The sequence below is a fragment of the Streptomyces sp. NPDC002779 genome, from assembly GCF_042888685.1.
Lineage (GTDB): Bacteria > Actinomycetota > Actinomycetes > Streptomycetales > Streptomycetaceae > Streptomyces.
This window is the reverse complement of record NZ_JBIAQC010000002.1, coordinates 441108-466964: the sequence shown is the minus strand read 5'-3', so window position 1 is coordinate 466964 and position 25857 is coordinate 441108. Positions and strand designations below refer to the sequence as shown.

The window sequence follows — 25857 nt, the reverse complement described above, 5'->3', positions numbered from 1 at the left end:
CGGCGAACCCGTTCGGGTGAACTCGAACCCGCGTGCCCTCACAGTCGCTTGACCCCCTTGATGCGGCCGGCGCGGGCGGTGCGCGCCCGCGCCGCCTTCACCCTCAGACCGCCGAGGCCGCCGCGCTGGCCGCCGATGCGCAGTCCGGTGCCGCCGGCGAGCCAGCCGGTGGAGATGTCGGCCTTCGCCGCGGAGTTGGTCTCGACGAGCGGATCGTTGTCCGCGCGTCGCGCCAGGGCCATGATCCCGGGGACCACGAAGGGGGCGAGCAGCAGGTCGTAGAGCAGCGCCGTGAACAGCAGGCTGCCGAGGCCCACATGGCGGGCGGCGGTGTCGCCGACGAGGGCGCCGACCCCGGCGTAGAGCAGCGTGGAGCCGACCGCCGCGGCGGCGACCACGACCATGGGTCCGGTCGCCGATTTCAGCCGGCCGTTGTCCGGCTTGATGAGCCCGGCGAGGTAGCCGATGACGCACAGCACCAGGGCGTAGCGGCCGGCCGCGTGGTCGGCGGGCGGGGCGAGGTCGGCGAGGAGTCCGGCGCCGAAGCCGACGAGGGCGCCGCCGACATGGCCGTAGACCATGGCGAGGGCCAGGACCGTCAGCAGGAGCAGGTCGGGGACGGCGCCGGGGAGGTGGAGCCGGGCGAGGACGCTGACCTGGAGCACCAGGGCGACGACGACCAGCGAGGAGGAGAGCAGGATCCGGTTGACGCGCATGGGCTTCAGCTCCTACTGCTCTTCTTGCGGGTACTGGCCGTCGACCGGTGCCTGGGCGGACGGGGTGACCGTCACCGTCACCGTCGGTCTGGGGGTCGGCTTGGGCTTGTCGGGGAGCACCGTGTCGCGCGGGTCCTTCTTCGGGGCCTCGACGACGACGCCGACGATGTCGAGCTTGGTGAAGCTGACGAACGGCGTGACGTAGAGGGTGCGGGTCAGGTCGCCGCCGGAGGGGTCGACGCGGTTGACCACGCCAACTGGGACACCCGGCACGAAGGGCCGGTCGGCCTGCGAGCCGAAGGTGACCAGGCGGTCGCCCTTCTTGATCTGCGCCTTGCCGTTGAGGAGTTCGACGCGCAGCGGGCGGTCGCCCTGTCCCGAGGCGAAGCCGAGTTCGTCGTTGCCCTCCATCCGGGTGCCGACGGTGAAGTCGGGGTCGCTGGCGAGCAGCACGGTCGCGGTGTCGGGGCCGACGGTGGTGACGCGGCCGACCAGGCCGTCGCCGTTGAGGACCGTCATGTCGCGCTTGAGGCCGTCGTTGGCGCCGGCGTCGATGGTGATGGTCCAGGAGAAGCCCTGGGCCGCTCCTATCGCGATGACCTCGGCGCCCTTGATGCCGTACTGGCCCCGGCCCGCGATCTTCATCATCTTGTCGAGCTGCGCGAGTCTGCTGCGGTTGCGGTCGTCGCTGCCGAGCTTCGCCTTGAGAGCGGCGTTCTCCTTCTCCAGCTCGGCGATGCGGTCGTGCCGTTCGCCCGAGTCGCGGATCGCGGAGACCGCGTTGCCGACGGGGTCGACCGCGCTCGAGACGCCGTTCTCGATCGGCCCGAAGACGGTGGCCGCGGTCTGCCGGGCACCGTCGACCGGGGAGTCCTCCCCGCCGCGGATGTCCACCGTGATCAGCGCGAACGCGACGGCGATCAGCAGCACCAGGAGCAGCCGGCTCTCTCGTGTGTCCCTCACGTGCGGCGGCCGTGCCCTTCCTCATAGGAATTCGGGAAGCCCCAGGGAGGCCCGGGGGCTGCTTTTGCGGGAGCTTGTGTCTCTGGATCGACTGTCTCTATATCAACGATCCGCCGCACGAGAGGAGATCGTCTCGTACGGCGGAATCGAAGGGTTGCGTCATCTGCGCGGCTGGGCGTCGAGGACCTGCTGGAGCGCCTCGAACTCCTCGACGCACTTGCCGGAGCCGAGCGCCACGCTGTCCAGCGGGTCCTCGGCGATGTGGATCGGCATGCCGGTCTCCCGGCGCAGCCGCTCGTCCAGGCCGCGCAGCAGGGCGCCGCCGCCGGTCAGCACGATGCCGCGGTCCATGATGTCGCCGGACAGCTCCGGCGGGCACTTGTCGAGGGTCGTCTTGACGGCGTCGACGATGGCGTTGACGGGTTCCTCGATCGCCTTGCGCACTTCGGCGGCCGAGATGACCACGGTCTTGGGCAGCCCGGAGACCAGGTCCCGGCCGCGGATTTCGGTGTGCTCGTCGGAGTCGAGGTCGTACGCCGAACCGATCGTGATCTTGATCTGCTCGGCCGTGCGCTCACCCAGCAGGAGCGAGTACTCCTTCTTGATGTGCTGGATGATCGCGTTGTCCAGTTCGTCGCCCGCCACGCGGATGGACTGCGCGGTGACGATGCCGCCGAGGGAGATGACCGCGACCTCCGTGGTGCCGCCGCCGATGTCGACCACCATGTTGCCCGTGGCCTCGTGGACCGGCAGGCCGGAACCGATGGCCGCGGCCATGGGCTCCTCGATGATGTGCACCTGACGGGCGCCGGCCTGGGACGACGCCTCGATGACGGCGCGGCGCTCGACGCCCGTGATGCCCGAGGGCACACAGACGACGACCCGCGGACGAGCCAGATACCGCCGCTTGTGGATCTTCAGGATGAAGTAGCGGAGCATCCGCTCGGTGATCTCGAAGTCGGCGATCACGCCGTCCTTCAGCGGGCGTACGGCAACGATGTTGCCCGGCGTGCGCCCGATCATCTTCTTCGCTTCGGCGCCGACCGCGAGGATGCCACCGGTGTTGGTGTTGATCGCGACGACGGACGGCTCGTTGAGTACGATCCCGCGACCCCTGACGTACACCAGCGTGTTGGCGGTCCCGAGGTCGACAGCCATGTCACGGCCGATGAACGACATTGAGTTCCCCATCAGGATTCGTCTGGCCTTCCCACGAGCTTTTGAGGGCTTTTCAGGTCGGCGAGGTGGGTGCTGTGACGTGAAGGGTTCCATCGTAGACGCGCCTTCGCGAACACGGCGTGAGGGTCCTTCGCCATTGTCAGCAGATGATGTGCGGGTTCGCTCTCGGAGACGAGCGTTTGGGGCCTGTCGTTCCCCCGAACGCCCGGCATGTGCCGGAAAGTCCGGGGGCGGCGCCCCCGGGCTCTCCGAACCGCCGCTGAACGTCAGGCGCGACCGGGGAAGAAGATCTTCACCTCGCGCTCGGCCGACTCCTCGGAGTCGGAGGCGTGGATGAGGTTCTCACGGACGATCACACCGAAGTCGCCGCGGATGGAGCCGGGCGCGGCGGCGATCGGGTCGGTCGGGCCGGCCAGCGCGCGCACGCCCTCGATGACCCGCTCGCCCTCGACGATCAGCGCGACGACCGGCCCGGAGGACATGAACGCGAGCAGCGGCTCGTAGAACGGCTTGCCCTTGTGCTCGCCGTAGTGCTGCTCCAGCGTGTCCTGGTCCAGGGAGCGCAGCTCCAGCGCGGTGATCTGCCAGCCCGCCTTGCGCTCGATGCGGCTGATGATCTCGCCGGTCAGGCCACGACGGACGGCGTCGGGCTTGAGGAGGACGAGGGTGCGCTGGGTCACGACGGGCTCCTTAGTGCATCACGTGTGCGGGAAGAGCAGGTTACCCGGCGTGTCCGGGCGTCTGTTACGCAGCGTCAGGTGTAGAGGATCAGCCGCGCCCGGTACAGAGGCCGCCTCAGACGGAGAGGATCAGGCCGCGTCCGGGGCGGAGGCGTCGGCCTGCGCCGCGAACCTCGCCTTCGCCTCGTCGATCTTCCTCCCGTAGTGCACCGACGCCCACCACAGGGCCGCGAAGGCCGCGCCCAGGACGAACATCGACGGCACCACGAACCCGGAGGCGATCAGCACGACCTGGAGCGCCCAGCCGAGGGCGGTGCCGCCGGGCCGGGTGACCAGACCGCACAGCAGCAGGCACGCGAACATCGCGATCCCGCAGACCGTCCACACCGTCGACATGGACAGATCGGGGTCCTTCATGGCGACCAGACCGGCGAACCCGATGACGAAGAACTCGCCGATCAGCGTCGACGCACAGAGCGTACGCATCCTTGAAAACCTCAGCCCTTCCCCAGCAGCAGCCGGGCCTCTCCCACGGTGATGACGGAACCGGTGACCAGCACCCCGCCGCCCGCGAACTCGCCCTCCTCCTCGGCCAGCGTGATCGCGGCCTCCAGCGCGTCCGGCAGCCGCGGCTCGACCTGCACCCGCTCGTCGCCGAACACCTCGACGGCGATGGCGGCCAGCTCGTCGGCGTCCATCGCGCGGTGGCTGGAGTTCTGCGTGATGACGACCTCGGCGAAGATCGGCTCGAAGGCCTCCAGCAGCCCGCGTACGTTCTTGTCGCCGCTGGCCCCGACCACGCCGATCAGCCGGCTGAAGTCGAAGGCCTCCCCGATCGCCTCGGCGGTCACCCGGGCGCCCGCCGGGTTGTGCGCGGCGTCCAGCACGACGGTCGGCGAACGCCGTACGACCTCCATGCGGCCCGGCGAGGAGACGGCCGCGAAGGCCTTGCGGACGGTGTCGAGGTCGAGCGGCTCGGCACGCTGGGCGCCGACCCCGAAGAACGCCTCCACCGCGGCCAGCGCCACGGCGGCGTTGTGCGCCTGGTGGGCGCCGTGCAGCGGGAGGTAGACCTCGCCGTACTCGCCGCCCAGGCCCCGCAGGGTGACCAGCTGGCCGCCGACCGCGACCTGCCGGGAGACCACCCCGAACTCCAGGCCCTCGCGGGCGACCGTCGCGTCGACCTCCACGGCCTTCTTCAGCAGCACCTGCGCCGCGTCCACCGGCTGCTGCGCCAGGATCACGGTGGCGCCCTGCTTGACGATCCCGGACTTCTCCACGGCGATCTCGGCGGGCGTCCCGCCGAGCCGGTCGGTGTGGTCCAGGTCGATGGGGGTGACGACGGCGACGTCACCGTCGATGACGTTCGTGGCGTCCCAGGTGCCGCCCATGCCGACCTCCACGACGGCCACGTCGACGGGCGCGTCCGCGAAGGCGGCGTACGCCATGCCGGTCAGCACCTCGAAGAAGGACAGCCGGTACTCCTGCTGGGCGTCGACCATCTCCACGTACGGCTTGATGTCGTGGTACGTCTCGATGAACCGCTCGGCGGAGATCGCGGCGCCGTCCAGGCTGATCCGCTCGGTGACCGACTGGACGTGCGGGCTCGTGTACCGGCCGGTGCGCAGTTCGAAGGCGCCGAGGAGCGCCTCGATCATGCGGGCGGTGGTGGTCTTGCCGTTGGTCCCCGTGATGTGGATCGAGGGGTACGAGCGCTGCGGCTCCCCAAGGACGTCCATCAGCGCGGCGATACGGCTGACCGAGGGCTCCAGCTTGGTCTCGCCCCAGCGGGTGGCGAGCTCCGCCTCGACGTCGCGCAGGGCCTTGTCGACCTCGGGGTCCTCGGGGCGCGTCGGTACATCCGCCTGCGGCGGGCCGCCCTGGGTGCGCAGGGTACGGCTGCCGGCCTCGATGACCGCGAGATCGGGGTCGCGGTCGGTCTCTTCCGCGATGATCTCGTCGAAGGGGTCGCTGTCACTCACGGGGCCAGTCTACGGAGGGGGACCGGCAGACGGAGGCCAAGGCCCCCGGAGCCGGGTGGCTGCGGGGGCCTTGGCACGCGCCTACTACGGCTTACGCCTCGGGGAGCCGGTCCAGCTGGGCCTGGATGCGGGCGATGTCCTCGTCCGCCTTCGCCAGCCGGCCGCGGATCTTGTCCACGACGTTGTCCGGGGCCTTCGCCAGGAAGGCGTCGTTGCCGAGCTTGGCCGTGGCCTGGGCCTTCTCCTTCTCGGCGGCGGCCAGGTCCTTCGCGAGGCGCTTGCGCTCCGCCGCCACGTCGATCGTGCCGGAGAGGTCCAGCGCGACCTCCGCGCCCGCGACCGGCAGGGTCGCCGTGGCCGTGAAGGCGTCGCCCTCCGGCTGCAGGCGCAGGAGCTGGCGGATGGCGGCCTCGTGCGGGGCCAGTGCCGTGCCGTCCAGGCTCAGCCGGGCGGGGACCCGCTGGCCCGGCTGCAGGCCCTGGTCGGCTCGGAAGCGGCGGACCTCGGTGATGACCGACTGGAGGCTCTCGATCTCCCGCTCGGCCGCCTCGTCCCGGAAGCCACTGTCTTCGGGCCACTCGGCGATGACGACCGACTCGCCGCCCGTGAGGGTGGTCCACAGGGTCTCCGTGACGAACGGGACCACCGGGTGCAGCAGCCTGAGGGTGACGTCCAGGACCTCGCCCAGGACCCGCTGGGAGACCGCGGCCGGCTCGCCGCCCGCCTGGAAGGTGGTCTTGGACAGCTCGACGTACCAGTCGAAGACCTCGTCCCACGCGAAGTGGAACAGCGCGTCGGAGAGCTTCGCGAACTGGAAGTCCTCGTAGAGCGCGTCGACTTCGGCGACGACGGAGTTGAGGCGCGAAAGGATCCAGCGGTCGGTCGCCGACATGCGGGAGGCGTCCGGGAGTTCACCTTCGAGCGTCGCGCCGTTCATCAGCGCGAAGCGGGTGGCGTTCCAGATCTTGTTGGCGAAGTTGCGCGAACCCTGGACCCAGTCCTCGCCGATGGGGACGTCGACGCCGGGGTTGGCGCCGCGGGCCAGCGTGAACCGGAGTGCGTCGGAGCCGTACTTGTCCATCCAGTCCAGCGGGTTGACCGCGTTGCCGAAGGACTTCGACATCTTCTTGCCGAACTGGTCGCGGACCATGCCGTGCAGGGCGATGGTGTGGAACGGCGGGGTGCCGTCCATCGCGTACAGGCCGAACATCATCATCCGGGCGACCCAGAAGAAGAGGATGTCGTAGCCGGTGACCAGGACGGAGTTCGGGTAGAACTTCGCGAGCGAGTCGGTCTGTTCGGGCCAGCCGAGGGTGGAGAAGGGCCACAGGCCGGAGGAGAACCAGGTGTCGAGGACGTCGGTGTCCTGGTGCCAGCCCTCGCCGGTGGGCGCCTCGTCGTCCGGACCGACGCAGACGACCTCGCCGTTCGGGCCGTACCAGACCGGGATGCGGTGGCCCCACCACAACTGCCGCGAGATGCACCAGTCGTGGAGGTTGTCGACCCAGTCGAAGTACCGCTTCTCCATCTCCTGGGGGTGGATCTTGACGCGGCCGTCGCGGACCGCGTCACCGGCCGCCTTGGCCAGCGGGCCAACCTTGACCCACCACTGCATGGACAGCCGCGGCTCGATGGTGGTCTTGCAGCGCGAGCAGTGGCCCACCGAGTGGACGTACGGCCGCTTCTCGGCGACGATCCGGCCCTCGGCGCGCAGGGCGGCGACGATGGCGGAGCGGGCCTCGAGCCGGTCCAGGCCCTGGAAGGGGCCGTGGGCGGTGATGACGGCGTGCTCGTCCATGATCGTGACGGCGGGCAGGTCGTGCCGCTGGCCGATCTCGAAGTCGTTCGGGTCGTGGGCCGGGGTGACCTTGACGGCGCCGGTGCCGAACTCGGGGTCGACGTGCTCGTCGGCGACGACGGGGATACGGCGGCCGGTGAGCGGCAGCTCGATCTCGCGGCCGACGAGGTGGCGGTACCGCTCGTCCTCGGGGTGGACGGCGACGGCGGTGTCACCGAGCATCGTCTCGGCGCGGGTGGTGGCCACGACAATGGCGTCGTCGCCCTCGCCGTACCGGATGGAGACGAGCTCGCCCTCGTCGTCCTGGTACTCGACCTCGATGTCGGAGATGGCGGTCAGACAGCGCGGGCACCAGTTGATGATGCGCTCGGCGCGGTAGATGAGCTCGTCGTCGTAGAGCCGCTTGAAGATGGTCTGGACGGCCTGCGAGAGCCCCTCGTCCATGGTGAAGCGCTCGCGGGACCAGGCGACGCCGTCGCCGAGCCGCCGCATCTGCCCGGAGATCTGGCCGCCGGACTCGCCCTTCCACTGCCAGACGCGCTCGACGAAGGCCTCGCGGCCGAGGTCGTGCCGGGATTTGCCTTCCTTGCCCAGCTCGCGCTCGACGACGTTCTGCGTGGCGATGCCGGCGTGGTCCATGCCGGGCTGCCACAGCGTCTCGTGGCCCTGCATGCGCTTACGGCGGGTCAGGGCGTCGATGAGCGTGTGCTCGAAGGCGTGCCCGAGATGGAGGCTGCCGGTGACGTTCGGCGGCGGGATGACGATGGTGTACGGCGGCTTGTCGCTCTTCTCGTCCGCCTCGAAGTAACCCCGCTCCACCCAGCGCTCGTACAGCGGCCCCTCTACGTCGGCCGGCGCGTACTGGGTCGGCAGTTCGGTGTGGGGCGCTGGTGGCTGCTGCTGAGCGTTCTCGGTCACGGAGTCAGTTTAGGGGTGTCGCGGCGGTGTCCCGAAACGGCTTTGTTCTGTAACGGTGGGGGCCCCGATGCACCGCGCGCCCCCCGGCTGGGCCAGGATGTCAGGACCACATAAGCATCTGGAGGGGAACCCAGTAATGAGCTACAACCAGCCGGGCCCGTACGGCGGGCAGCCCCAGCAGCCCGGACCGTACGGCCAGCCGGGTCCGTACGGCCAGCAGCCGCAGGCTCCGCAGCCCGGCTATGGCTACCCCCAGCAGCCGCAGGCCCCGCAGCCGGGTTACGGCTACCCCCAGCAGGGCGGCGTCCCGCCCCAGCAGCCCCCCTACGGCGCCCCCATGCCCCCGGCCCCGGGCGGCGGCAAGAAGAAGACGGGCCTCATCCTGGGCGCGGTAGCGGTCGTGGCGGCGATCGGCGTGGGCGTGTATTTCGTGGTGGGTGGGAGTGGGGGCAGCGGTGATGCCGCCGGGGACGACGGCCCGCACAAGCTGACCACGCCGGCCACGGTCCTCACGGAGTACAAGAAGGCCGAGGACAACGGCTCGGACAGCGCGATGACGAAGGACGACCTCCAGAACGCCGAGGACTGGGGCGTCAAGAACCCCAAGGACGTCAGCGCGAACTACCAGTCGGGCGACGAGAGCAACCCGCTGGCGGGCAAGCTGGTGACCTTCGGCGGCGTGTACGGCGAGATCGAGGACCCCGAGAAGGCGGTCGACGGACTCCTCGCGTACATGAAGAAGGACGCCGAGAAGGAAGACGTCACCATGAAGGGCGAGCCGAAGGCGTACACCCCCGAGGGGTTCGACGGCACGGTCCTGAAGTGCCAGCAGGCCAACATGCAGAACCCCGACGCCACCGCGGGTTCGGGTGAGCCGTCCGAGATGAACATGACGTACTGCGTCTGGGGCGACTACAGCACGATCGGCTTCGTGATGCCGATGGAGATCGCCGACATCGCGGCCGGCAAGGAGACCGACCCGACCCAGGCGGCGGCCCTCACCGCCAAGTTCCGCAAGGACGTCCGCGTCAAGATCTGACGCCTGCCGTCGGACAGCAACCACGACAGGGGCCCCGGTCGACCGACCGGGGCCCCTGTCGTACGTCTGATGCTGTTACGCCGTCTTCTGCTCCCCCGGCCCCCGGCCGTTCCGGGCGTCCCTCGGGATCAGGGTGGGGTTGACGTTCGAGTGGACGACGTCGGCCGTGATGACGACACGGGCCACGTCCTTGCGGGACGGGACCTCGTACATCACCGACATCAGGACCTCCTCCATGATGGCGCGCAGGCCGCGCGCGCCGGTCTGGCGGAGGATCGCCTGGTCGGCGATGGCTTCCAGCGCCTCGCGCTCGAAGTCCAGCTCCACTCCGTCGAGTTCGAAGAGGCGCTGGTACTGCTTGACCAGGGCGTTGCGCGGCTCCACCAGGATCTGCAGGAGCGCCTCGCGGTCGAGGTTGTGGACCGAGGTGATCACCGGCAGACGCCCGATGAACTCGGGGATCATGCCGAACTTGACCAGGTCCTCGGGCATGACGTCCTCGAACTGGTCCTTCGCCTCCAGCTCCCGCTTGGAGCGGATCGTCGCGCCGAACCCGATGCCCTTCGCACCGGCCCGCGACTCGATGATCTTCTCGAGACCGGCGAAGGCACCGCCCACGATGAACAGCACGTTCGTCGTGTCGATCTGGATGAACTCCTGGTGGGGGTGCTTGCGCCCGCCCTGCGGCGGCACCGAGGCCGTCGTGCCCTCCAGGATCTTCAGCAGCGCCTGCTGGACGCCCTCGCCCGAGACGTCTCGCGTGATCGACGGGTTTTCACTCTTCCGCGCGACCTTGTCGATCTCATCGATGTAGATGATCCCGGTCTCGGCCTTCTTGACGTCGTAGTCCGCCGCCTGGATCAGCTTCAGCAGGATGTTCTCGACGTCCTCGCCGACATAGCCCGCCTCCGTCAGCGCCGTCGCGTCCGCGATCGCGAACGGGACGTTCAGCATCCGGGCGAGCGTCTGCGCCAGCAGGGTCTTCCCGGAGCCGGTGGGGCCCAGCAGCAGGATGTTGGACTTCGCCAACTCGATGGCGTCCTCGCGGCTTTGACCACCGCCGTGCTCGCCGGCCTGGACCCGCTTGTAGTGGTTGTACACCGCGACCGACAGGGCCTTCTTGGCGGCCTCCTGGCCGACCACGTACCCCTCGAGGAACTCGTAGATCTCGCGCGGCTTCGGGAGCTCCTCCCAGCGCACCTCGCTGGTCTCCGCGAGTTCTTCCTCGATGATCTCGTTGCAGAGATCGATGCACTCGTCGCAGATGTACACACCGGGCCCTGCGATGAGCTTCTTGACCTGCTTCTGGCTCTTGCCGCAGAACGAGCACTTGAGCAGATCGCCGCCGTCACCGATGCGTGCCACGGTGTGCTTCCCCTTCGCCTGGGAGACGCCTAGGTCCAGCGGCTCCTGGTGCTGCCTTCATCCGACGGTACCTTGCCGGGGCCCTTGTTCGGGCCCCCCTTGGCACGGTTCACTTTGTCGTGCACCGTGCCAAGGAGCGGCCGACGATACAGCCTCCGGCTCAGCGCACCTCTGCGTTGTTCATCTTCCGGGTGGAGATGATCTGGTCGATCAGGCCGTACGACAGGGCGTCCTCGGCCGTGAGGATCTTGTCGCGCTCGATGTCCTCGCGGATCTTCTCGATCGGCGTGGTGGAGTGCTTGGCCAGCATCTCCTCCAGCTGCGCGCGCATCCGGAGGATCTCGTTCGCGGCGATTTCCAGGTCCGAGACCTGACCGCGGCCCGTCTCGCTGTACGGCTGGTGGATCAGCACGCGCGCGTTCGGCAGCGCCATGCGCTTGCCGGGCGTACCGGCGGCCAGCAGGATCGCGGCGGCGGAGGCCGCCTGGCCCATGCAGACCGTCTGGACGTCCGGCTTCACGAACTGCATCGTGTCGTAGATGGCCGTCAGCGCGGTGAAGGAGCCACCGGGGCTGTTGATGTAGACCGAGATGTCCCGGTCGGGGTCCATCGACTCCAGGCACAGCAGCTGCGCCATGACGTCGTTGGCGGAGGCGTCGTCGATCTGCACGCCGAGGAAGATCACGCGCTCCTCGAAGAGCTTCGCGTACGGGTCGTACTCACGAATGCCCTGCGACGTGCGCTCGACGAAGCGCGGGATGACGTAGCGGGACTCGGCGACAGGGCCGGTGTACTCGGCCTGCGGGCGGTCCTGGAAGCCGCTGCCGGGGAAGGTGTTCACGGTGTCTCCAAAAAGGGGCTGTAGCGGGGGCTGGGGGCGGGTGGAGGCTCGTACGGCCCTGGGGTGTCCCGGGGGCCGGTACCGGCCCTACGCCGCTCCGGTACCGCCGCCGCCCGGCATACCGGCGGCCGTGGGGATGACGTCGTCGATGAGGCCGTACTCCTTGGCCTCGAAGGCGTCGAACCAGCGGTCGCGGTCCGAGTCGCGGGTGATCTGCTCGATCGTCTGGCCCGTGTGCTGGGCGGTGAGCTCGGCCATGCGCTTCTTGGTGTGCAGCAGCCGCTCGGCGTGGATCTTGATGTCCGAAGCCGAGCCGGCGAGGCCGGCGGACGGCTGGTGGATCAGGATCTCTGCGTTCGGCAGCGCGAAGCGCTTGCCGGGGGTGCCCGCACTGAGCAGGAACTGGCCCATCGAGGCGGCGAGGCCCATGGCGATGGTGACCACGTCGTTCTTGATGAACTGCATGGTGTCGTAGATCGCCATACCGGCCGTGATCGAACCGCCCGGGCTGTTGATGTAGAGGTAGATGTCCTTGTCCGGGTCAGCGGCAAGGAGCAGCAGCTGTGCGGTGATCTTGTTCGCGATGTCGTCGTCGACCGGCTGGCCGAGGAAGATGATCCGCTCGTTGAGCAGCCGGTTGTAGACCTGGTCGCCGAGGCCACCACCGATGGAAGGCTCGCCGGCGGCGGAGGGCATCAGATTCGTCACGTATCCACCTGCTCGTCTTACGACGGCGCCGGGCCGTCTTCACGTTTCCCTGCCGGGGGCCTCCGGCGGTTTCGCCGACTCCCCTGCCCCCGTACTCATGGACCCTAACGCGCTGGTCCCTTCAGGGAATCCCGGAGCGGGGGGTGTTCGCCGGGGGCGTAGAGCCTGCGGCGGGTGGGCCGCCGCCTACGCCCCGTGACCGCCCGCGAGCGCCCCGCCCACCGGATGCCGGAAAGGCCCCGGGGATCGTCCTCCCCGGGGCCTTCCTACGGCGTCACAGGCGCCGAAGGCGTGCTCAGCCCTCGGTCTTCTCGTCGGCCTCGGCCTCGGTGGCGTCGGCCTCCGTGGCCTCGGCGGCGATGTCGGTGGCGGCCTCGTCCTCGTCGTCCAGGTCGATGATCTCGCCGTTGGTGTCCTTGACCGTGGCCTTCTCGACCACGACGGCCAGGGCCTTGCCGCGGGCGACCTCGCCGACCAGGAGCGGAACCTGGCCGCCCTCGACGACGGCCTGGGCGAACTGGTCGGGGGACATGCCGGAGGAGGCCGCGCGCCGCATGAGGTGCTCGGTGAGCTCCTCCTGGTTGACGTTGAGCTTCTCCTGCTTGACGAGCTCGTCCAGGACGAACTGGGTCTTGATGCCCTTGACCGCGGCTTCCTTGGTCTCGGCGTCGAACTCCTCGACCGTCTTGCCCTGGATCTCGAGGTACTTCTCGAGGTCGAGGCCCATCTGGCCGAGCTGGTGGTGCTCCAGGTTGTGCTTGCGGGTGTTGATCTCGTCCTCGAGCAGCTTCTCGGGGACGGGCACCTCGACGAGCTCCAGCAGCTTCTCCAGGACGCGCTCCTGGGCCTGCGTGGCCTGGTCGTACTGCTTCATGTTCTCGAGGCGCTTGCGGCTGTCGGCCTTGAGCTCGTCGAGGGTGTCGAACTCGGAGGCGAGCTGCGCGAAGTCGTCGTCCAGCTCGGGCAGTTCGCGCGCGGCGACCTGGGTGACCTTGACGGTGACCTCGGCCTCCTTGCCGGCCGCAGAGCCGCCCTTGAGCTCGGAGGTGAAGGTGGCCTCGCCACCGGCCTCCAGGCCCTTCACGGCGTCGTCGATGCCCTCGAGGAGCTCACCGGAGCCGATGGTGTAGGCGACACCCTCGGCGACGCCGTCCTCCAGGACCTCGCCCTCGACCTTGGCCTGCAGGTCGATGGTGACGACGTCGCCGTCCTGGGCGGGGCGCTCGACCGGGGAGGTCGAGGCGAAGCGCTCGCGGAGCTGCTCGACCGACTTCTCGATGTCCTCGTCGGTGACCTCGACGGCGTCGACCTCGACCTCGATGCCGGAGTAGTCCGGGATCTCGATGGCCGGGCGGACGTCGACCTCGGCGGTGAAGTTCAGCGTCTCGCCGTCCTTCAGCTCCGTGATGTCGACCTCGGGCTGGCCCAGGACGTTGAGCTCGGCCTCGTTGACCGCCTCCGTGTAGAACTTGGGAAGCGCGTCGTTGACGGCCTCCTCCAGCACGGCGCCACGGCCGAACCGCTGGTCGATGACCCGGGCGGGAATCTTGCCCTTGCGGAAGCCCTTCACCGTGACCTGCTGGTTGATCTTCTTGTACGCCGCGTCGAGGCTGTCCTTGAGCTCCTCGAAGGGCACCTCGACAGTGAGCCGAACCCGAGTCGGGTTCAGGGTCTCCACGGCGCTCTTCACGGTTCGGTCTCCTTGTGGCTGACTTCTTGGGTTTGCCGGGCCAGACTGGTCCGGCGGATTCGCTGCCCGGAGGACTTCGGTAAGTGAGAGACACACGGGCGCGCAGCTTGCATAGTAACCGCAGCCGCTGAACGACCCAAAGGCGATCACCTGGATGATCAGGCAGGTGGTCGGGGTGGCGGGATTTGAACCCACGGCCTTCCGCTCCCAAAGCGGACGCGCTACCAAGCTGCGCCACACCCCGTCTGGTGCGACACGTAGGGTACATGCCCGCAGGCCATGGGGCCGCCGCATTTATGGGGTGTGCGCCGAGGGGGGCCGACCCGCTACGATGCCTTCAGTGCCGCGGTCGGCTGACCTGCGGCGCGTCCTGTGCGGGCGTAGCTCAATGGTAGAGCCCTAGTCTTCCAAACTAGCTACGCGGGTTCGATTCCCGTCGCCCGCTCCAGTTCGGCCGCCGGCCCGGTTCCTCGGAACCGGGCCGGCGTCGTTTGTGCGGTCCGGCGTTCTAGAACTGGATCGAGTTGATCGTCTCGGCTATCGAGTCGAGGAACCGCTGGATGTCGTCGGCCATGCCGGTGGAGGCGAGGAAGAAGCCGAAGAGCACGGCGACCACCGCGGGGCCGGCCTTGAGGGAGCCACCTCGGATCAACACCACCAAGATGATCGCCAACAGCAGCACCACTGACAGCGAAATGGCCACAACTGATCACACCCTCGGTCGGTCCGCTCTCCCGGCCCGGGGGTGCCTGCCCCGCGCACCCCCGCCAGAACCATCGTGCCACCAACAGGGCCGCCGTATGCGGCGGGTGGGGCATCAGTGGTCACAACTCCGGCCGGTGCGGGCGGCTCCGGGCCCCGCGGGGGCCATCCCGCGCACTCCGCACGGGAATTCGAAGTGACACTCGTAAGAGAAATTCGGTGTGATCGTTTCCATGTCCACACAAGGTGTTCGCGGGTAATTCGAATTGTTGTCACAGGTGACCCCAACTCCGGCCCACACCTTGCGTTATGTACGATTTAGCATGGATTAAACATCACAAGGCAGGCACATAAGTGGTAATGGCGTCCCGCGTTTTACTCATCCGCACAGCCGCCGCTAAGGTGCCTCAGATGTTCCACGCTGCCTCGCCACCCGCACAGTCGCAGGCCCCGGGAGTGCCGAGTCCGCGCTCCCCCGAGAAACAGCAGAGACCGAACACAAGAGCAGGCAAGCGCGACGCCTTCTTCGACAACGCGAAGTTCCTGGCGATCGTGCTGGTGGCCGTCGGTCATGCCTGGGAGCCCCTGAAGGGCGACAGCCGGATCCTCGAAGGCCTGTACATGGCCGTGTACGCCTTCCACATGCCGGCGTTCATCATCATCTCCGGCTACTTCTCACGCAGTTTCGACATGCGCCCGGACCGGCTGCGCCGGCTGATCACCGGTGTCGCCGTGCCGTACATCGTCTTCGAGACCGCGTATCCGCTGTTCAAGCGGGTGATCGACGATGACCCGAGCATGCCCGTCAGCCTGCTCGACCCCTGGTATCTCACCTGGTTCCTGGCCGCGCTGTTCGTCTGGCGGCTGACCACCCCGATCTGGAAGTCGATCCGCCGGCCGCTGCCTGTCGCGCTCGGCATCGCGGTGCTGGCGTCCGTCACGCCGGAGATCGGCGACGACCTCGACCTCCAGCGTGTGCTGCAGTTCCTGCCGTTCTTCGTGCTGGGCCTGCACATGAAGGCCGAGCACTTCCAGTGGGTGCGCCGGCGTTCCGTGCGGATCCTGTCCGTGCCGGTGTTCGCGCTGGCGCTCGCCGTCAGCTGGTGGGCGGTGCCGCGCATGAACACCGGCTGGTTCTACCACCGTGACTCCGCGCAGGAGCTGGGCGCGCCGTGGTGGACCGGGCCCGTCATGGTGTTCGCGCTGTTCGGCTGCTCACTGGTGCTGACGGCGTGCTTCTTCGCCTGGGTGCCGCGCCGGCACATGTGGTTCACGGCGCTGGGCGCGGGCACGCTGTACGGCTATTTGCTGCACGGCTTCGTGGTGAAGGCCGGTGACTACCAGGGCTGGTTCGACCACGACTGGCTGCACCGGCCGCTCGGCCAGATCTTCGTCACCGTGCTCGCGGCGGCGGGTGTGACGCTGCTGTGCACCGCGCCGGTGCGGCGGGTCTTCCGGGCGGTGATGGAGCCCGAGATGAAGTGGGCGTTCCGGCGGGACCCCGCGGAGGCGGCCCGCGAACGCGAACGTCAGAAGACCGCCGCCTAGTTCAGGGGTGCGGTGCCCGGCTCAGGGCTGCAGGCCGAGAAGTGCGCGCATGCGCGCGTACTTCTCGGTCAGGCGTACGCGCGTCGCCTCGTCCAGGACCGCGAGGCGGGCCGGGTCCGCGTTGTGCGCCAGGTCCGCCTCCTTCACCAGCAGCGCGCCCGGCGTGGCGAGGATCCGCCCGGCGTACGCCTCCGGCGTCTCCCCCGCGCGCTTGGTGAGGGCGAGGACGATGTCCTTCGTACGGCGGCTCAGCGCGGCCTCGTGCAGCCACCGCTCGGTGAGGGCGTCGTCCTCGACGGCGTCGTGCAGCCAGGCCGCCGCGATCTGGTCGTCGTCGCCGCCCCGGGCACGGACGCCGTCGGCCACCGCCTTCAGGTGCTCGGCGTAGGGCCGTCCCGCCTTGTCCGTCTGGCCCTCGTGGGCGGCGCGGGCGAGGGCCTCGACCTCGGGAACGGCGAGCGTCACGCGTGGCCCCCCGCCTGTGACGTCACCGTAGGGCCCTCGCGGCAGATCAGCAGCAGCGCGCGGTCGTCGTTGACGTCCTTGGCCACCGCCTCGATGAGATGCCAGGCCGCGCCGTGGAAGCCGCCCGCGACATAGCGGTCCGCCTCGCCGGTGAGGCGGTCGATGCCCTCGACGATGTCGCGGTCGGAGGTCTCCACCAGACCGTCTGTGAACAGCATCAACACATCCCCGGGCCGCAACGAGCCCTTCACGGGGTCGAACTGGGCGCCGTCGTACACACCCAGCAGCGGGCCCTCCGCGGCCTTCTCCTCCCAGCGGCCGCTGCCCGCGCTGAGCTGGAGGCCCGGCGGGTGTCCGGCGGAGTAGAGCTCGTAGTCGCCGGAGTCCAGGTCCAGGACCAGGTGGATGGAGGTGGCGAAGCCCTCCTCCCAGTCCTGGCGGAGCAGGTAGCCGTTGGCGGCCGGGAGGAAGGCGTGCGGGGGCAGCGAGCCGAGGAGTCCGCCGAAGGCGCCCGACAGCAGCAGGGCCCGCGAGCCCGCGTCCATGCCCTTGCCCGAGACGTCCGTGAGGACGACCTCCAGGGTCCGGCCGCCGTTCGTGCGGGCCGCGACAACGAAGTCACCGGAGAACGACTGGCCGCCCGCCGGGCGCAGCGCCATCTCGCGGTGCCAGCCGTTGGGCAGCTGCGGCAGCTTGCTCTGCACCCGGATGCGTTCGCGCAGGTCGAACAGCATGGTTCCGCCGCGCCGCCAGGGCACGCCGACGCGGCTGCGGAACTGGGCGATCAGCAGGCCGACGAACCCGCAGGCCGCGACCACCAGGACCACGCCTGGAGTGACCCGGGCGGCGCCCTCGGTGTACGGGCCGAGCTGCACCGACTCCACGATCAGGGCGGTGGCCGCGGCCGCGTACAGGCCGAGCAGGCTGGCCGGGCGCAGCAGCAGACCGCCGGCGACGATGGGCAGGACCAGCGCGGCCGGAGCGCACCAGACCGAGTTGGCCAGGGTGGTGGCGGTGATGAGCGGGACGGTGAGCAGCAGTGCGGCCAGCGCGACCCAGTCGGAGCCGTCGCCGCGGAAGTAGTCCACGGCACTTCTGCGCAGGCCGACGCGGACCCGGTGCCACTGGATACGCAACCGGGCCGCGAGCGTGTCGGCGGCCGCGCGCCGCTGTCGTCCTGCTGCCATTAGTTCGGGACCCTATCCATCGGACCAGCCGCTTGGCACGGGAGGTCCACCTTGTCCCCCGTCCGAGGCTCAACTCCACAGTGAACTTCACGAGAAGCCATCGCGCGGCCCCCCGGCGGAAATTCCGTGGCTCGTCCCGCATCGCCCTGGTAGGCATGGCGCATGGGGACACACTTCACGACCGGTTCCGCGACCGAGCTGCGGCGGCTGGCGCCCGAGCATTGGGACATCTGGTACGACGTGCTGCTGCGCGCCTTCGGCGGGGTGCCGGAGCCCACCGAGGAGCGTGAACTGTACCGGGGGCTCACCGAGTTCGACCGGTTCCTCGGCGCCTGGGACGGTGACCTGTGCGTGGGGTCGGCCGGGGCGTTCCGGTTCGGGGTGACCGTGCCCGGCGGGGCCTCGGTGCCCGCGGCGGGGGTGACGATGGTCGGGGTCGCCGGCACGCACCGGCGACGCGGGGTCCTTACGTCGATGATGCGCAGGCAGCTGGACGACGTGCGGTCCTGGGGCGAGCCGCTGGCGGTGCTGACGGCGTCCGAGCCTGCGATCTACGGGCGGTTCGGGTACGGCGTGGCGACCCTTCAGCTCGCCGCCGAGATCGACACGACCCGGGTGCGGTTGTCGGTGCCGGCCGGGACGGACGACGTACGGCTGCGGTACGCGGAGCCGGTGGACGTCATCGACGCGTGCGAGCAGGTGTACGCGGCGCTGGTGCCCGTCCGGCCCGGGATGCTGGCCCGGGTGCGGCCCGGCTGGGAGCGGGTGGGGGTGCTCGATCCGGAGGGCGGGCGGGGCGGGGCGTCGCCGTTGCAGTGCGTGCTGGCGGAGCGGGACGGGGAGACCGTCGGGTACGCCCGTTACGCGGTCAAGCCGGAGTGGGGGGTCGCCGGGAACGACGGGGTGGTGCAGCTGCGGGAGCTGGCCGGGGTGGACGCGGCGGCGCAGGCCGCGCTGTGGCGGTTCCTGTTCGACCTGGACCTGACGGCGACGCTGAAGGTGCACGGGCGGCCGATGGACGAGGCCTGGCAGCACCAGGTGTCGGACCTGCGGCGGTGCCGGCCGCGGTACCGGGACGGGATGTTCGTCCGGCTGGTCGAGGTCGGGGCGGCGCTCTCGGCCCGGACCTATCAGGCGCCGGTGGATGTGGTGCTGGAGGTCGAGGACGCCTTCTGCCCCTGGAACTCCGGGCGTTGGCGGCTGTCGGGGGACGCGAAGGGGGCGTCCTGCGAGCGGACCCGGGACGCGGCGGATCTGGCCCTGTCCGTACGGGAGTTGGGGTCGGCGTATCTCGGCGGGGTGAGCCTGGTGTCGCTGGGGGCCGCCGGGCGGGTACGCGAGGTCCGGCGGGGGGCGCTGGCGGAGGCGTCGGTGGGGTTCGGCTCGGCCGTCGCGCCCTGGTTGCCGCACGGGTTCTAGAACAGCGGTTCGCGGGGTTCCGGAACGGCGGCTCACGGGTTCTGGAACCGGCTCACAGGTTCTGGAATCGGCTTACCGCTTCTGGCAGTTGGGGCACCAGAAGAGGTTGCGGGCGGCGAGATCGGCGGTGCGGATCTCGCCGCCACAGATGTGGCAGGGCAGGTTGGCCCTGCGGTACACGTAGACCTCCCCGCCGTGGTCGTCCACGCGGGGTGGGCGGCCCATCGCCTCGGGGGTGTGTTCCGGGCGGACGGTGTCGATGCGGTTGTTGCGGACGCCCTCGTGCATGAGGTCCACCAGGTCGGCCCAGATGGCTTCCCACTGCCGGGGCGTGATGTCCTTGCCCGCCCGGTAGGGGTCGATGCCGTGCCGGAAGAGGACCTCCGCGCGGTAGACGTTGCCGACGCCCGCGATGATCTTCTGGTCCATGAGCAGGGCGGCGATCGTGGTGCGGCTGCGGGAGACGCGCCGGTAGGCCGTCTTCGGGTCCGCGTCGTCGCGCAGCGGGTCCGGACCGAGGCGGTCGTGTATGGCCTGCTTCTCGGCGGGGGTGATCAGGGCGCAGGTGGTGGGGCCTCGGAGGTCGACGTACGCGGTGGTGTTCGCGAGGCGGAGGCGGACCGTGTCCGTGGGCGGGGGTGCGGGGGCGGGGCCGAAGGTGACCTTGCCGAAGAGGCCGAGGTGGATGTGGACCCAGTCGCTGTCGCGGAAGCCGAGGAAGAGGTGTTTGCCGTGGGCCTCGGTGGCGGTGAGCTCGGTGCCGGTGATCAGGGCGGCGGCGTCGGAGAACTTGCCCTGGGGGCTGGTGGCCTGGGGGGCGGTACCGGCGAAGGCGGCGGCGTAGTCCTTGGCCAGCCGGTGGATGGTGTGCCCCTCAGGCACGGTGGCTCCTCTGGACGGGCTGGAAGGCGCCGACCGGCGTCGCTGTGCGCGGACGCCGGACGGGCTGAAAGGCTTACTGCTGCGGGTGGTGCGGGGGGATCGGGGGGAGGTCGCCCGTGGTCTCGTAGGACGCCAGCATGTCGATGCGGCGGATGTGGCGCTCGTCGCCCGAGAACGGGGTGGCGAGGAAGGTCTCCACGAACTTCGTCGCCTCGTCCTGGGTGTGCATGCGGGCGCCGACCGCTACGACGTTGGCGTCGTTGTGCTGGCGGCCCAGGGCCGCGGTCTCCTCGCTCCAGGCCAGTGCCGCACGGACACCCTTGACCTTGTTCGCCGCGATCTGCTCGCCGTTGCCGGAGCCGCCGATCACGATGCCGAGGGCGTCGGGGTCGGCGGCGGTGCGCTCTGCGGCGCGGAGGCAGAAGGGCGGGTAGTCGTCCTGGGCGTCGTAGAGGTGAGGGCCGCAGTCGACGGGGTCGTGCCCCGCCGCCTTCAGCCACTCGACGAGGTGGTTCTTGAGTTCGTAGCCCGCATGGTCGGAGCCGAGGTACACGCGCATGCGACGAGTGTGACACGCCTGTTCCCGGGCAGCCGCCCCGGGGGTTGATCCCGAAAAGCCTGAGCAACAGTACAGAACCTCAGGCAAACCTCAAGTAACGATCCGGAATCAAAGGTTCAATTAATCCTTTGCCTCAGATTCACTGGACCAACTTGTTAGGCACCGGCACGAAGGAATTTCCCCCTATGACCTCGCAGCCGACCCTGTCGAAGGCTGAAAAGGACCCTGGAGCCCCCGGCGATCCCGGTAACGGCCTCCAGGCAGGGCTCAAGAACCGCCACTTGTCGATGATCGCGATCGGCGGTGTCATCGGCGCCGGACTCTTCGTCGGGTCCTCCTCCGGTATCGCCACCGCGGGCCCCGGCATCCTCCTGTCGTACGCACTCGTCGGCACGCTCGTGGTGCTGGTGATGCGGATGCTCGGTGAGATGTCCGCGGCCAACCCGACCTCGGGTTCGTTCTCGGCGCACGCCGACCGTGCGCTCGGCCGCTGGGCCGGTTTCTCCATCGGCTGGCTGTACTGGTTCTTCTGGGTCGTGGTGCTGGCCGTCGAGGCGACCGCCGGCGCGGTGATCCTCGAAGGCTGGATCCCGGCCGTACCGCAGTGGGCCTGGGCGCTCATCGTGATGGTGGTGCTGACCGCCACCAACCTGGTCTCCGTCGGCTCCTACGGCGAGTTCGAGTTCTGGTTCGCCGGTATCAAGGTCGTCGCGATCGCCGCGTTCATCGTGATCGGCGGGCTCGCCGTCTTCGGCCTGCTGCCGGGTGTCGACAGCGAGCAGGCCGGGCTGGGCAACCTCACCGAGCACGGCGGCTTCCTGCCGAACGGGCCCGGCGCGATCCTCACCGGTGTGCTGCTCGTCGTCTTCTCCTTCATGGGCAGTGAGATCGCCACGCTGGCCGCCGGCGAGTCCGAGGACCCGCAGCGGGCCGTCACCAAGGCGACCAACAGCATCATCTGGCGCGTCGCCGTCTTCTACCTCGGCTCGATCTTCGTCGTGGTCACGTTGCTCCCGTGGGACAGCAAGTCGATCGCCGAGGACGGTTCCTACGTCGCTTCCCTCGACTCCCTCGGCATCCCGCACGCCGGTCAGATCATGAACTTCATCGTGCTGACCTCGGTGCTGTCCTGCCTCAACTCGGGTCTGTACACGGCGTCCCGCATGGCCTTCTCCCTCGGCCGGCGCGGGGACGCGCCCAAGGCGTTCGCGAAGACCACCGGCCGGGGGGTGCCGCTCGCGGCGATCCTCTCCTCCGTCGTCTTCGGCTTCGTCGCCGTCTTCTTCAACTACCAGTACCCGGACACCGTCTTCCTCTTCCTGCTCAACTCCAGCGGTGCGGTGGCCCTGTTCGTCTGGCTGGCCATCTGCTTCTCGCAGCTGCGGATGCGGAAGATCATCCAGGCCGAGGCGCCGGAGAAGCTGGTCGTCCGGATGTGGCTGTACCCGTATCTGACCTGGGCCACGGCCGCGATGATCGTGTTCGTCCTGGGATACATGCTCACCGACACCGAGCACGACGGACGCCGGACGGTGCTGTTGTCGCTGCTGGTCGCGGCGATCGTGCTGGCCATCGCGTTCGTCAAGGAGAAGCTCCGGGGCGACGCCGACGAGGTCGACGAGGTCGACGAGGTCGACGAGGTCGACGAGGTCAAGGTCGGCTGATCCGCTCGCACATGCGTGAAGGGGGCCCCTCGGGGCCCCCTTTGCGTGTTCAGAGGAGGGTGAAGCTGTCCTTGACCTTCTCGTAGGTGCGCAGGGCCCGGTCCTCGATGTCCGGCTGGTACCAGGTGTTGATCTGGTACGACTTCCCCTTCTCGTTGAAGCCCAGCAGCCTTGCGTGCCAGGGGACTCCCTCCAGCGTGAAGGTGTACTCCCAGACGACCGCGGGAGAGCCGCGGAACGTCGTCTCCTCCAGGCGGATCTTTTGGTACGCCTGCCCCTGGTGGGCGTTCTGTTCCGAGGTCTCCCAGGTCTCCATGAGGTCGCCGCGGGCGAGGGAGGACTTCGTGACGAGTTCCTGTCTGCCGTCGGGCGAGGTGTAGTGCACCTCCGCGCCCGTCTTCACGTCCCGCCGCCAGCCCTCGGGGGGCACCCAGGCGAACCCGCCGGACTCCGCGCGCGCTCCCGGCGGCAGGGTCTGCGGGCGGGCGGTGCCTTCCACGGTGGGCGAGGGGGAGGTGGGTGAGGGCGAGTACGCGGAGGAGGAGGAAGCCGAGCCGCCGGCCTTGTCGTCCTCGGGGGACCCGCCGGCGTTCATGAGCAGGACGACGGCCACCACGGCTCCGGCGGTGACGAGCCCCGCTGCGGCAAGGAGGGCGGGCCCGCGGCGCCCCGGGCGGGGGCGGACGGGGGCTGCAGGGTCGGGCAGCTCGCCCGGGGGCATGGGGCGGGGGCCGGGCAGCTCGCCCGGGGGCGCGGGGCCCGGGCCGGGGGCGAAGGCGGGGCCCGGCCGCCGTTCCGTCTCGGCCTCGTGGCGCAGGACGGCGGGGGGCTGGGGCTCGTGGCGCGGCACGGCGGGGGGCTGGGGCTCATAGCGCGGCACGGCGGCCGGATCGGCCGCGTGGCGCAGGACCGCGGCCGGGTCGGGCGCCTGCCGCGGCACCGCAGCTGGGTCGGGCTCGTGGTGCGGCACCGCGGTCGGCTCGGCCTCGTGGCGCCGGACCGAGGCTGGGTCGGGCGCCTGCCGCAGCACCGCGGATGGGTCGGCCTCGTGGCGCGGCACCGCCGCTGACTCGGGTTGCTGTGGCAGCACGGCGGCGTGCTCGGGCCTGTGGCGCGGCACCCCGGCCGGGCCGGCCTCGTCGCCCAGCACCCCGGCCGAACCAGGCTCCTGCCGCAGCACCGCAGCCGACTCAGGCTCCTGCCGCAGCACCGCGGCCGGGCCGGGCTCGTGGCGCGGCACCGCCGCCGACTCGGGTTCCTGTGGCAGCACGGCGGCGGGCTCGGACCTGCGGCCCAGCACCCCGGCCGGGCCGGCCTCGTCGCGTGGAACCCCGGCCGAACCAGGCTCCTGCCGCAGCACCGCAGCCGACTCAGGCTCCTGCCGCAGCACCGCGGCCGGGTCGGGCTCGTGGTGCGGCACCGCCGCTGACTCGGGTTGCTGTGGCAGCACGGCGGTGGGCTCGGGCCTGTGGCGCGGCACCGCGGCCGGGTCGGCCTCGCGGGGGACCCCGGTCGGCTCGGGCTCCCTGCGGGCGAGGGAGATGCCCGGGGTACGCGAGGTGCCGGGGCTTCGGTGGCCGAAGGTGTGGGTGGGGCGGTGCGCTTCGGCGGGCGGGGTGTCGGTCGGCTCGGGCTTCCTGGGGTCTCGGGCCAGGGACTCCTCCCGTACCGGCTCCGGGGCCTCCCTCGCCGTCGGCACCGCCACCGTGGGCGTGGGAGGCGGGAACGCGATCGGCTGCAGGGCGCTGTCCAGCTCCCCCAGGCTGGGGCGCAGCTCCGGTTCCTTCTCCAGCAGGGCCGCCAGGATGGGGCGCAAGTGACCGGCCGAGGCGGGCAGTTCGGGCTCCTCGTACAGGACCGCGTGCAGGGTGGCCAGGGTGGTGCCCCGGGAGAAGGGGGAGCGGCCGCCCAGGGCCGCGCACAGCGTGGCGCCCAGCGACCAGACGTCCGACGGCGGTCCCTGCGGGCGCCCGGAGATCCGCTCGGGGGCCATGTAGTCGGGCGAGCCGACCAGCATGCCCACCATGGTGAGCGCCGTCGTGTCCTGGATCGCCGCGATGCCGAAGTCCGTGAGGACCACGCGCCGGGCCCGCGCCTCCACCAGGACGTTGCCGGGTTTGATGTCCCGGTGCAGGACGCCCCGTTCGTGCACCTGGCGCAGCGCGGCCACCAGGCCGAGTCCGATGCGGGCCGCCTCCGCCGGGCTCAGCGGGCCCTCCTCGGCGATGATCCGTTCCAGGGAGCGGCCGTCGACCAGCTCCATGACGATCCACAGCCGTTCGCCCTCGTCCACGACGTCGTAGACCCGCACCACGTGGGGGTGGTCGATGCGGGCGGTGGCCCGGGCCTCGCGCAGGGTGCGTTCGCGGCGGGTGCGGGTGTCCTCGGCGTCGAGGCCGTCTATCCGCATCTCCTTGATCGCCACCGGCCGGTCGAGTATTTCGTCGGCGGCCCGCCACACCCGCCCCATTCCCCCCTGCCCGATGCTTTCGACCAGCCGATAGCGCCCGGTCACCAGTAGCCCCGGAATCCCGCCGCTCCTCGTGTTTCCCGTATTTCCCGGCAATGCGCTGCACCCCCTCAAAGCCCGTGAATTGGCCACCGAGTCAGTCCGTTTGAAACACGATGGTCACACTTCGCGCCACCCCAGCATAGTGCGGAGAAATCTTGTGGTACCTCTTCAAGTACTGCGAATTCAGGCGCAGCCAAGGGGGACGAACATGAGTTCTCGTCGTACGACGACCATCGCGGGATCGCTGGTTGCAGCATCCTTCTCGGCAGTGATGATCCTTCCGTTCACCGCCGCGGCGAAAGACCAGGGACCTCAGAGCAGCAAGGGGGGAAAGGCCGTTGACGAGGCGCCGGCCGGGGTGGAAATGACCACGACTCTGCCGGAGAAGATCTCGGTCGACAACGCGTCGCAGGAGACGGAGATTACCGCCACCGTGAAAAACGAAGGGACGAAGGAGAGCGGAGAGATCAGGCTTCTGGTCGTTGGATTCGACGGCCTGACGGTCAAGAATGTTCAGGGCTGTTCACAGATTGCCAAAAGCGATCTGCCGGAAGGTTCGAACAGCGGATTCGCCTGCGCCGTGGACAATCTCGCGGCCGGCGACTCGAAATCGTACGACGTCGAGGCGACGTACGACCTGGGCAGGACGGGAAAGATCTGCCTGCCCGTCCAGACCGCGTCGGGCGACAAGACGTACTGGCAGCAGGGCCCGGTGCCGTTCGGTACGACGAACCCGTCGCCGAACGCCCCGGCCACCCCGCTGCTGCTGGGCACCGACAACAAGCCGGTGGCGCCCGGCGGCGACGAGCTGGCCGAGACCGGCAGCAAGCGGGACGTGCTGCCGCTGGGGGCGGCCGGGGCGGCGCTGCTGGCGGCGGGCGCGGCCGGGCTGTGGTGGTCCGGGCCGCGGCGGCCGGCCCGGCAGGAGAGCTGAGCCCTGAGACACCTCGGCCGGGGGGGCCCCCCCCCCCGGGGGGGGGGCCCCGCCCCGCGGGGGGGCGGTTCATTGCGCCCGGCCTAATGGGTCGCACCCGACCCCC

The 25857-nt window shown here is 69.9% G+C and carries 22 protein-coding genes and 2 tRNA genes; 6 read left to right on the top strand and 18 right to left on the bottom strand.

The window, feature by feature from the left end:
• Positions 1-38: 38 nt before the first annotated feature.
• From mreD to ACFYW5_RS07720, 7 genes are all read right to left on the bottom strand, one after another.
• Positions 39-716: a rod shape-determining protein MreD gene (gene mreD, locus ACFYW5_RS07750; RefSeq protein ID WP_389416042.1), complete on the bottom strand. Its 678-nt coding sequence runs from the start codon at positions 714-716 to the stop codon at positions 39-41.
• 12 nt (positions 717-728) lie between these two features.
• Positions 729-1679, bottom strand: a complete 951-nt coding sequence (gene mreC / locus ACFYW5_RS07745) for a rod shape-determining protein MreC (protein ID WP_389416041.1) — start codon at positions 1677-1679, stop codon at positions 729-731.
• A gap of 159 nt (positions 1680-1838) precedes the next feature.
• Entirely contained in the window at positions 1839-2858 is a 1020-nt protein-coding gene (locus ACFYW5_RS07740) for a rod shape-determining protein (protein ID WP_004001297.1), read from the bottom strand.
• 266 nt (positions 2859-3124) lie between these two features.
• The gene (gene ndk, locus ACFYW5_RS07735) at positions 3125-3538 is read right to left on the bottom strand and encodes a nucleoside-diphosphate kinase (protein ID WP_389416040.1); all 414 of its coding nucleotides are present in this window, start codon (positions 3536-3538) and stop codon (positions 3125-3127) included.
• 129 nt (positions 3539-3667) lie between these two features.
• A complete protein-coding gene (locus tag ACFYW5_RS07730) occupies positions 3668-4024 on the bottom strand; it encodes a DUF4233 domain-containing protein (RefSeq protein ID WP_389416039.1) in 357 nt (118 codons plus the stop codon).
• Positions 4025-4035: 11 nt separating this feature from the next.
• On the bottom strand, positions 4036-5520 hold the full coding sequence (locus ACFYW5_RS07725) for a bifunctional folylpolyglutamate synthase/dihydrofolate synthase (protein ID WP_389416038.1): 1485 nt from the start codon (positions 5518-5520) through the stop codon (positions 4036-4038).
• Positions 5521-5611: 91 nt separating this feature from the next.
• Entirely contained in the window at positions 5612-8236 is a 2625-nt protein-coding gene (locus ACFYW5_RS07720; RefSeq protein ID WP_389416037.1) for a valine--tRNA ligase, read from the bottom strand.
• Positions 8237-8372: 136 nt separating this feature from the next.
• Here ACFYW5_RS07720 and ACFYW5_RS07715 point away from each other — a divergent pair, with 136 nt between their 5' ends.
• Positions 8373-9275, top strand: a complete 903-nt coding sequence (locus ACFYW5_RS07715; protein WP_389416036.1) for a hypothetical protein — start codon at positions 8373-8375, stop codon at positions 9273-9275.
• 75 nt (positions 9276-9350) lie between these two features.
• Here ACFYW5_RS07715 and clpX read toward each other — a convergent pair whose 3' ends face one another.
• The 5 genes from clpX to ACFYW5_RS07690 form a co-directional block, all read right to left on the bottom strand.
• On the bottom strand, positions 9351-10640 hold the full coding sequence (gene clpX / locus ACFYW5_RS07710; protein WP_250079212.1) for an ATP-dependent Clp protease ATP-binding subunit ClpX: 1290 nt from the start codon (positions 10638-10640) through the stop codon (positions 9351-9353).
• Between the two features lie 160 nt (positions 10641-10800).
• Positions 10801-11481: an ATP-dependent Clp protease proteolytic subunit gene (locus ACFYW5_RS07705; protein WP_389416035.1), complete on the bottom strand. Its 681-nt coding sequence runs from the start codon at positions 11479-11481 to the stop codon at positions 10801-10803.
• 87 nt (positions 11482-11568) lie between these two features.
• The gene (locus ACFYW5_RS07700) at positions 11569-12177 is read right to left on the bottom strand and encodes an ATP-dependent Clp protease proteolytic subunit (protein WP_250079236.1); all 609 of its coding nucleotides are present in this window, start codon (positions 12175-12177) and stop codon (positions 11569-11571) included.
• Positions 12178-12484: 307 nt separating this feature from the next.
• Entirely contained in the window at positions 12485-13879 is a 1395-nt protein-coding gene (gene tig / locus ACFYW5_RS07695) for a trigger factor (protein ID WP_389416034.1), read from the bottom strand.
• A gap of 167 nt (positions 13880-14046) precedes the next feature.
• Positions 14047-14123, bottom strand: a tRNA-Pro gene (locus tag ACFYW5_RS07690).
• 130 nt (positions 14124-14253) lie between these two features.
• On the opposite strand from ACFYW5_RS07690, the gene ACFYW5_RS07685 reads away from it, so the two are divergent.
• Positions 14254-14327 (top strand) — tRNA-Gly (locus tag ACFYW5_RS07685).
• 60 nt (positions 14328-14387) lie between these two features.
• Here the strand turns inward: ACFYW5_RS07685 and ACFYW5_RS07680 are convergent.
• Positions 14388-14582 carry a hypothetical protein gene (locus ACFYW5_RS07680; RefSeq protein ID WP_150949237.1) on the bottom strand — a complete coding sequence of 65 codons (195 nt, stop codon included), beginning with the start codon at positions 14580-14582 and terminating at the stop codon, positions 14388-14390.
• A 410-nt stretch (positions 14583-14992) separates the two neighbouring features.
• Here ACFYW5_RS07680 and ACFYW5_RS07675 point away from each other — a divergent pair, with 410 nt between their 5' ends.
• The gene (locus tag ACFYW5_RS07675; RefSeq protein WP_389416033.1) at positions 14993-16129 is read left to right on the top strand and encodes an acyltransferase family protein; all 1137 of its coding nucleotides are present in this window, start codon (positions 14993-14995) and stop codon (positions 16127-16129) included.
• Between the two features lie 21 nt (positions 16130-16150).
• Here the strand turns inward: ACFYW5_RS07675 and ACFYW5_RS07670 are convergent, their stop codons facing one another.
• Positions 16151-16594, bottom strand: a complete 444-nt coding sequence (locus ACFYW5_RS07670; protein ID WP_389416032.1) for an HD domain-containing protein — start codon at positions 16592-16594, stop codon at positions 16151-16153.
• Complete coding sequence (locus ACFYW5_RS07665) at positions 16591-17781, bottom strand: PP2C family protein-serine/threonine phosphatase (RefSeq protein ID WP_389416031.1); 1191 nt, start codon at positions 17779-17781, stop codon at positions 16591-16593. The genes ACFYW5_RS07670 and ACFYW5_RS07665 overlap by 4 nt, the downstream gene beginning before the upstream one ends.
• A 162-nt stretch (positions 17782-17943) precedes the next feature.
• Here ACFYW5_RS07665 and ACFYW5_RS07660 point away from each other — a divergent pair, with 162 nt between their 5' ends.
• Positions 17944-19200 carry a GNAT family N-acetyltransferase gene (locus tag ACFYW5_RS07660; RefSeq protein ID WP_389416030.1) on the top strand — a complete coding sequence of 419 codons (1257 nt, stop codon included), beginning with the start codon at positions 17944-17946 and terminating at the stop codon, positions 19198-19200.
• A gap of 72 nt (positions 19201-19272) precedes the next feature.
• Here ACFYW5_RS07660 and ACFYW5_RS07655 read toward each other — a convergent pair whose 3' ends face one another.
• Together ACFYW5_RS07655 and ACFYW5_RS07650 are read right to left on the bottom strand one after the other, a co-directional pair.
• Positions 19273-20082 (bottom strand): Fpg/Nei family DNA glycosylase, encoded by an 810-nt coding sequence (locus ACFYW5_RS07655; RefSeq protein ID WP_389416029.1) that lies wholly within the window; start codon positions 20080-20082, stop codon positions 19273-19275.
• Between the two features lie 73 nt (positions 20083-20155).
• On the bottom strand, positions 20156-20641 hold the full coding sequence (locus ACFYW5_RS07650; RefSeq protein WP_389416028.1) for a ribose-5-phosphate isomerase: 486 nt from the start codon (positions 20639-20641) through the stop codon (positions 20156-20158).
• 185 nt (positions 20642-20826) lie between these two features.
• Here ACFYW5_RS07650 and ACFYW5_RS07645 point away from each other — a divergent pair, with 185 nt between their 5' ends.
• Positions 20827-22305 carry an amino acid permease gene (locus tag ACFYW5_RS07645; protein ID WP_389416027.1) on the top strand — a complete coding sequence of 493 codons (1479 nt, stop codon included), beginning with the start codon at positions 20827-20829 and terminating at the stop codon, positions 22303-22305.
• A 49-nt stretch (positions 22306-22354) separates the two neighbouring features.
• Here ACFYW5_RS07645 and ACFYW5_RS07640 read toward each other — a convergent pair whose 3' ends face one another.
• Positions 22355-24820 carry a protein kinase gene (locus ACFYW5_RS07640; RefSeq protein WP_389416026.1) on the bottom strand — a complete coding sequence of 822 codons (2466 nt, stop codon included), beginning with the start codon at positions 24818-24820 and terminating at the stop codon, positions 22355-22357.
• A gap of 205 nt (positions 24821-25025) precedes the next feature.
• On the opposite strand from ACFYW5_RS07640, the gene ACFYW5_RS07635 reads away from it, so the two are divergent.
• Positions 25026-25751 (top strand): hypothetical protein, encoded by a 726-nt coding sequence (locus tag ACFYW5_RS07635; protein ID WP_389416025.1) that lies wholly within the window; start codon positions 25026-25028, stop codon positions 25749-25751.
• Positions 25752-25857 lie beyond the last annotated feature (106 nt).

Excerpts from the sequence above, each read along its gene's own strand:
- mreD (WP_389416042.1), bottom strand. The coding sequence starts at position 716 with ATGCGCGTCAACCGGATCCTGCTCTCCTCCTCGCTGGTCGTCGTCGCC.
- ACFYW5_RS07740 (WP_004001297.1), bottom strand. The coding sequence starts at position 2,858 with ATGTCGTTCATCGGCCGTGACATGGCTGTCGACCTCGGGACCGCCAAC.
- ACFYW5_RS07730 (WP_389416039.1), bottom strand. The coding sequence starts at position 4,024 with ATGCGTACGCTCTGTGCGTCGACGCTGATCGGCGAGTTCTTCGTCATC.
- ACFYW5_RS07715 (WP_389416036.1), top strand. The coding sequence starts at position 8,373 with ATGAGCTACAACCAGCCGGGCCCGTACGGCGGGCAGCCCCAGCAGCCC.
- ACFYW5_RS07700 (WP_250079236.1), bottom strand. The coding sequence starts at position 12,177 with ATGCCCTCCGCCGCCGGCGAGCCTTCCATCGGTGGTGGCCTCGGCGAC.
- ACFYW5_RS07675 (WP_389416033.1), top strand. The coding sequence starts at position 14,993 with ATGTTCCACGCTGCCTCGCCACCCGCACAGTCGCAGGCCCCGGGAGTG.
- ACFYW5_RS07665 (WP_389416031.1), bottom strand. The coding sequence starts at position 17,781 with ATGGCAGCAGGACGACAGCGGCGCGCGGCCGCCGACACGCTCGCGGCC.
- ACFYW5_RS07660 (WP_389416030.1), top strand. The coding sequence starts at position 17,944 with ATGGGGACACACTTCACGACCGGTTCCGCGACCGAGCTGCGGCGGCTG.
- ACFYW5_RS07650 (WP_389416028.1), bottom strand. The coding sequence starts at position 20,641 with ATGCGCGTGTACCTCGGCTCCGACCATGCGGGCTACGAACTCAAGAAC.
- ACFYW5_RS07645 (WP_389416027.1), top strand. The coding sequence starts at position 20,827 with ATGACCTCGCAGCCGACCCTGTCGAAGGCTGAAAAGGACCCTGGAGCC.
- ACFYW5_RS07635 (WP_389416025.1), top strand. The coding sequence starts at position 25,026 with ATGAGTTCTCGTCGTACGACGACCATCGCGGGATCGCTGGTTGCAGCA.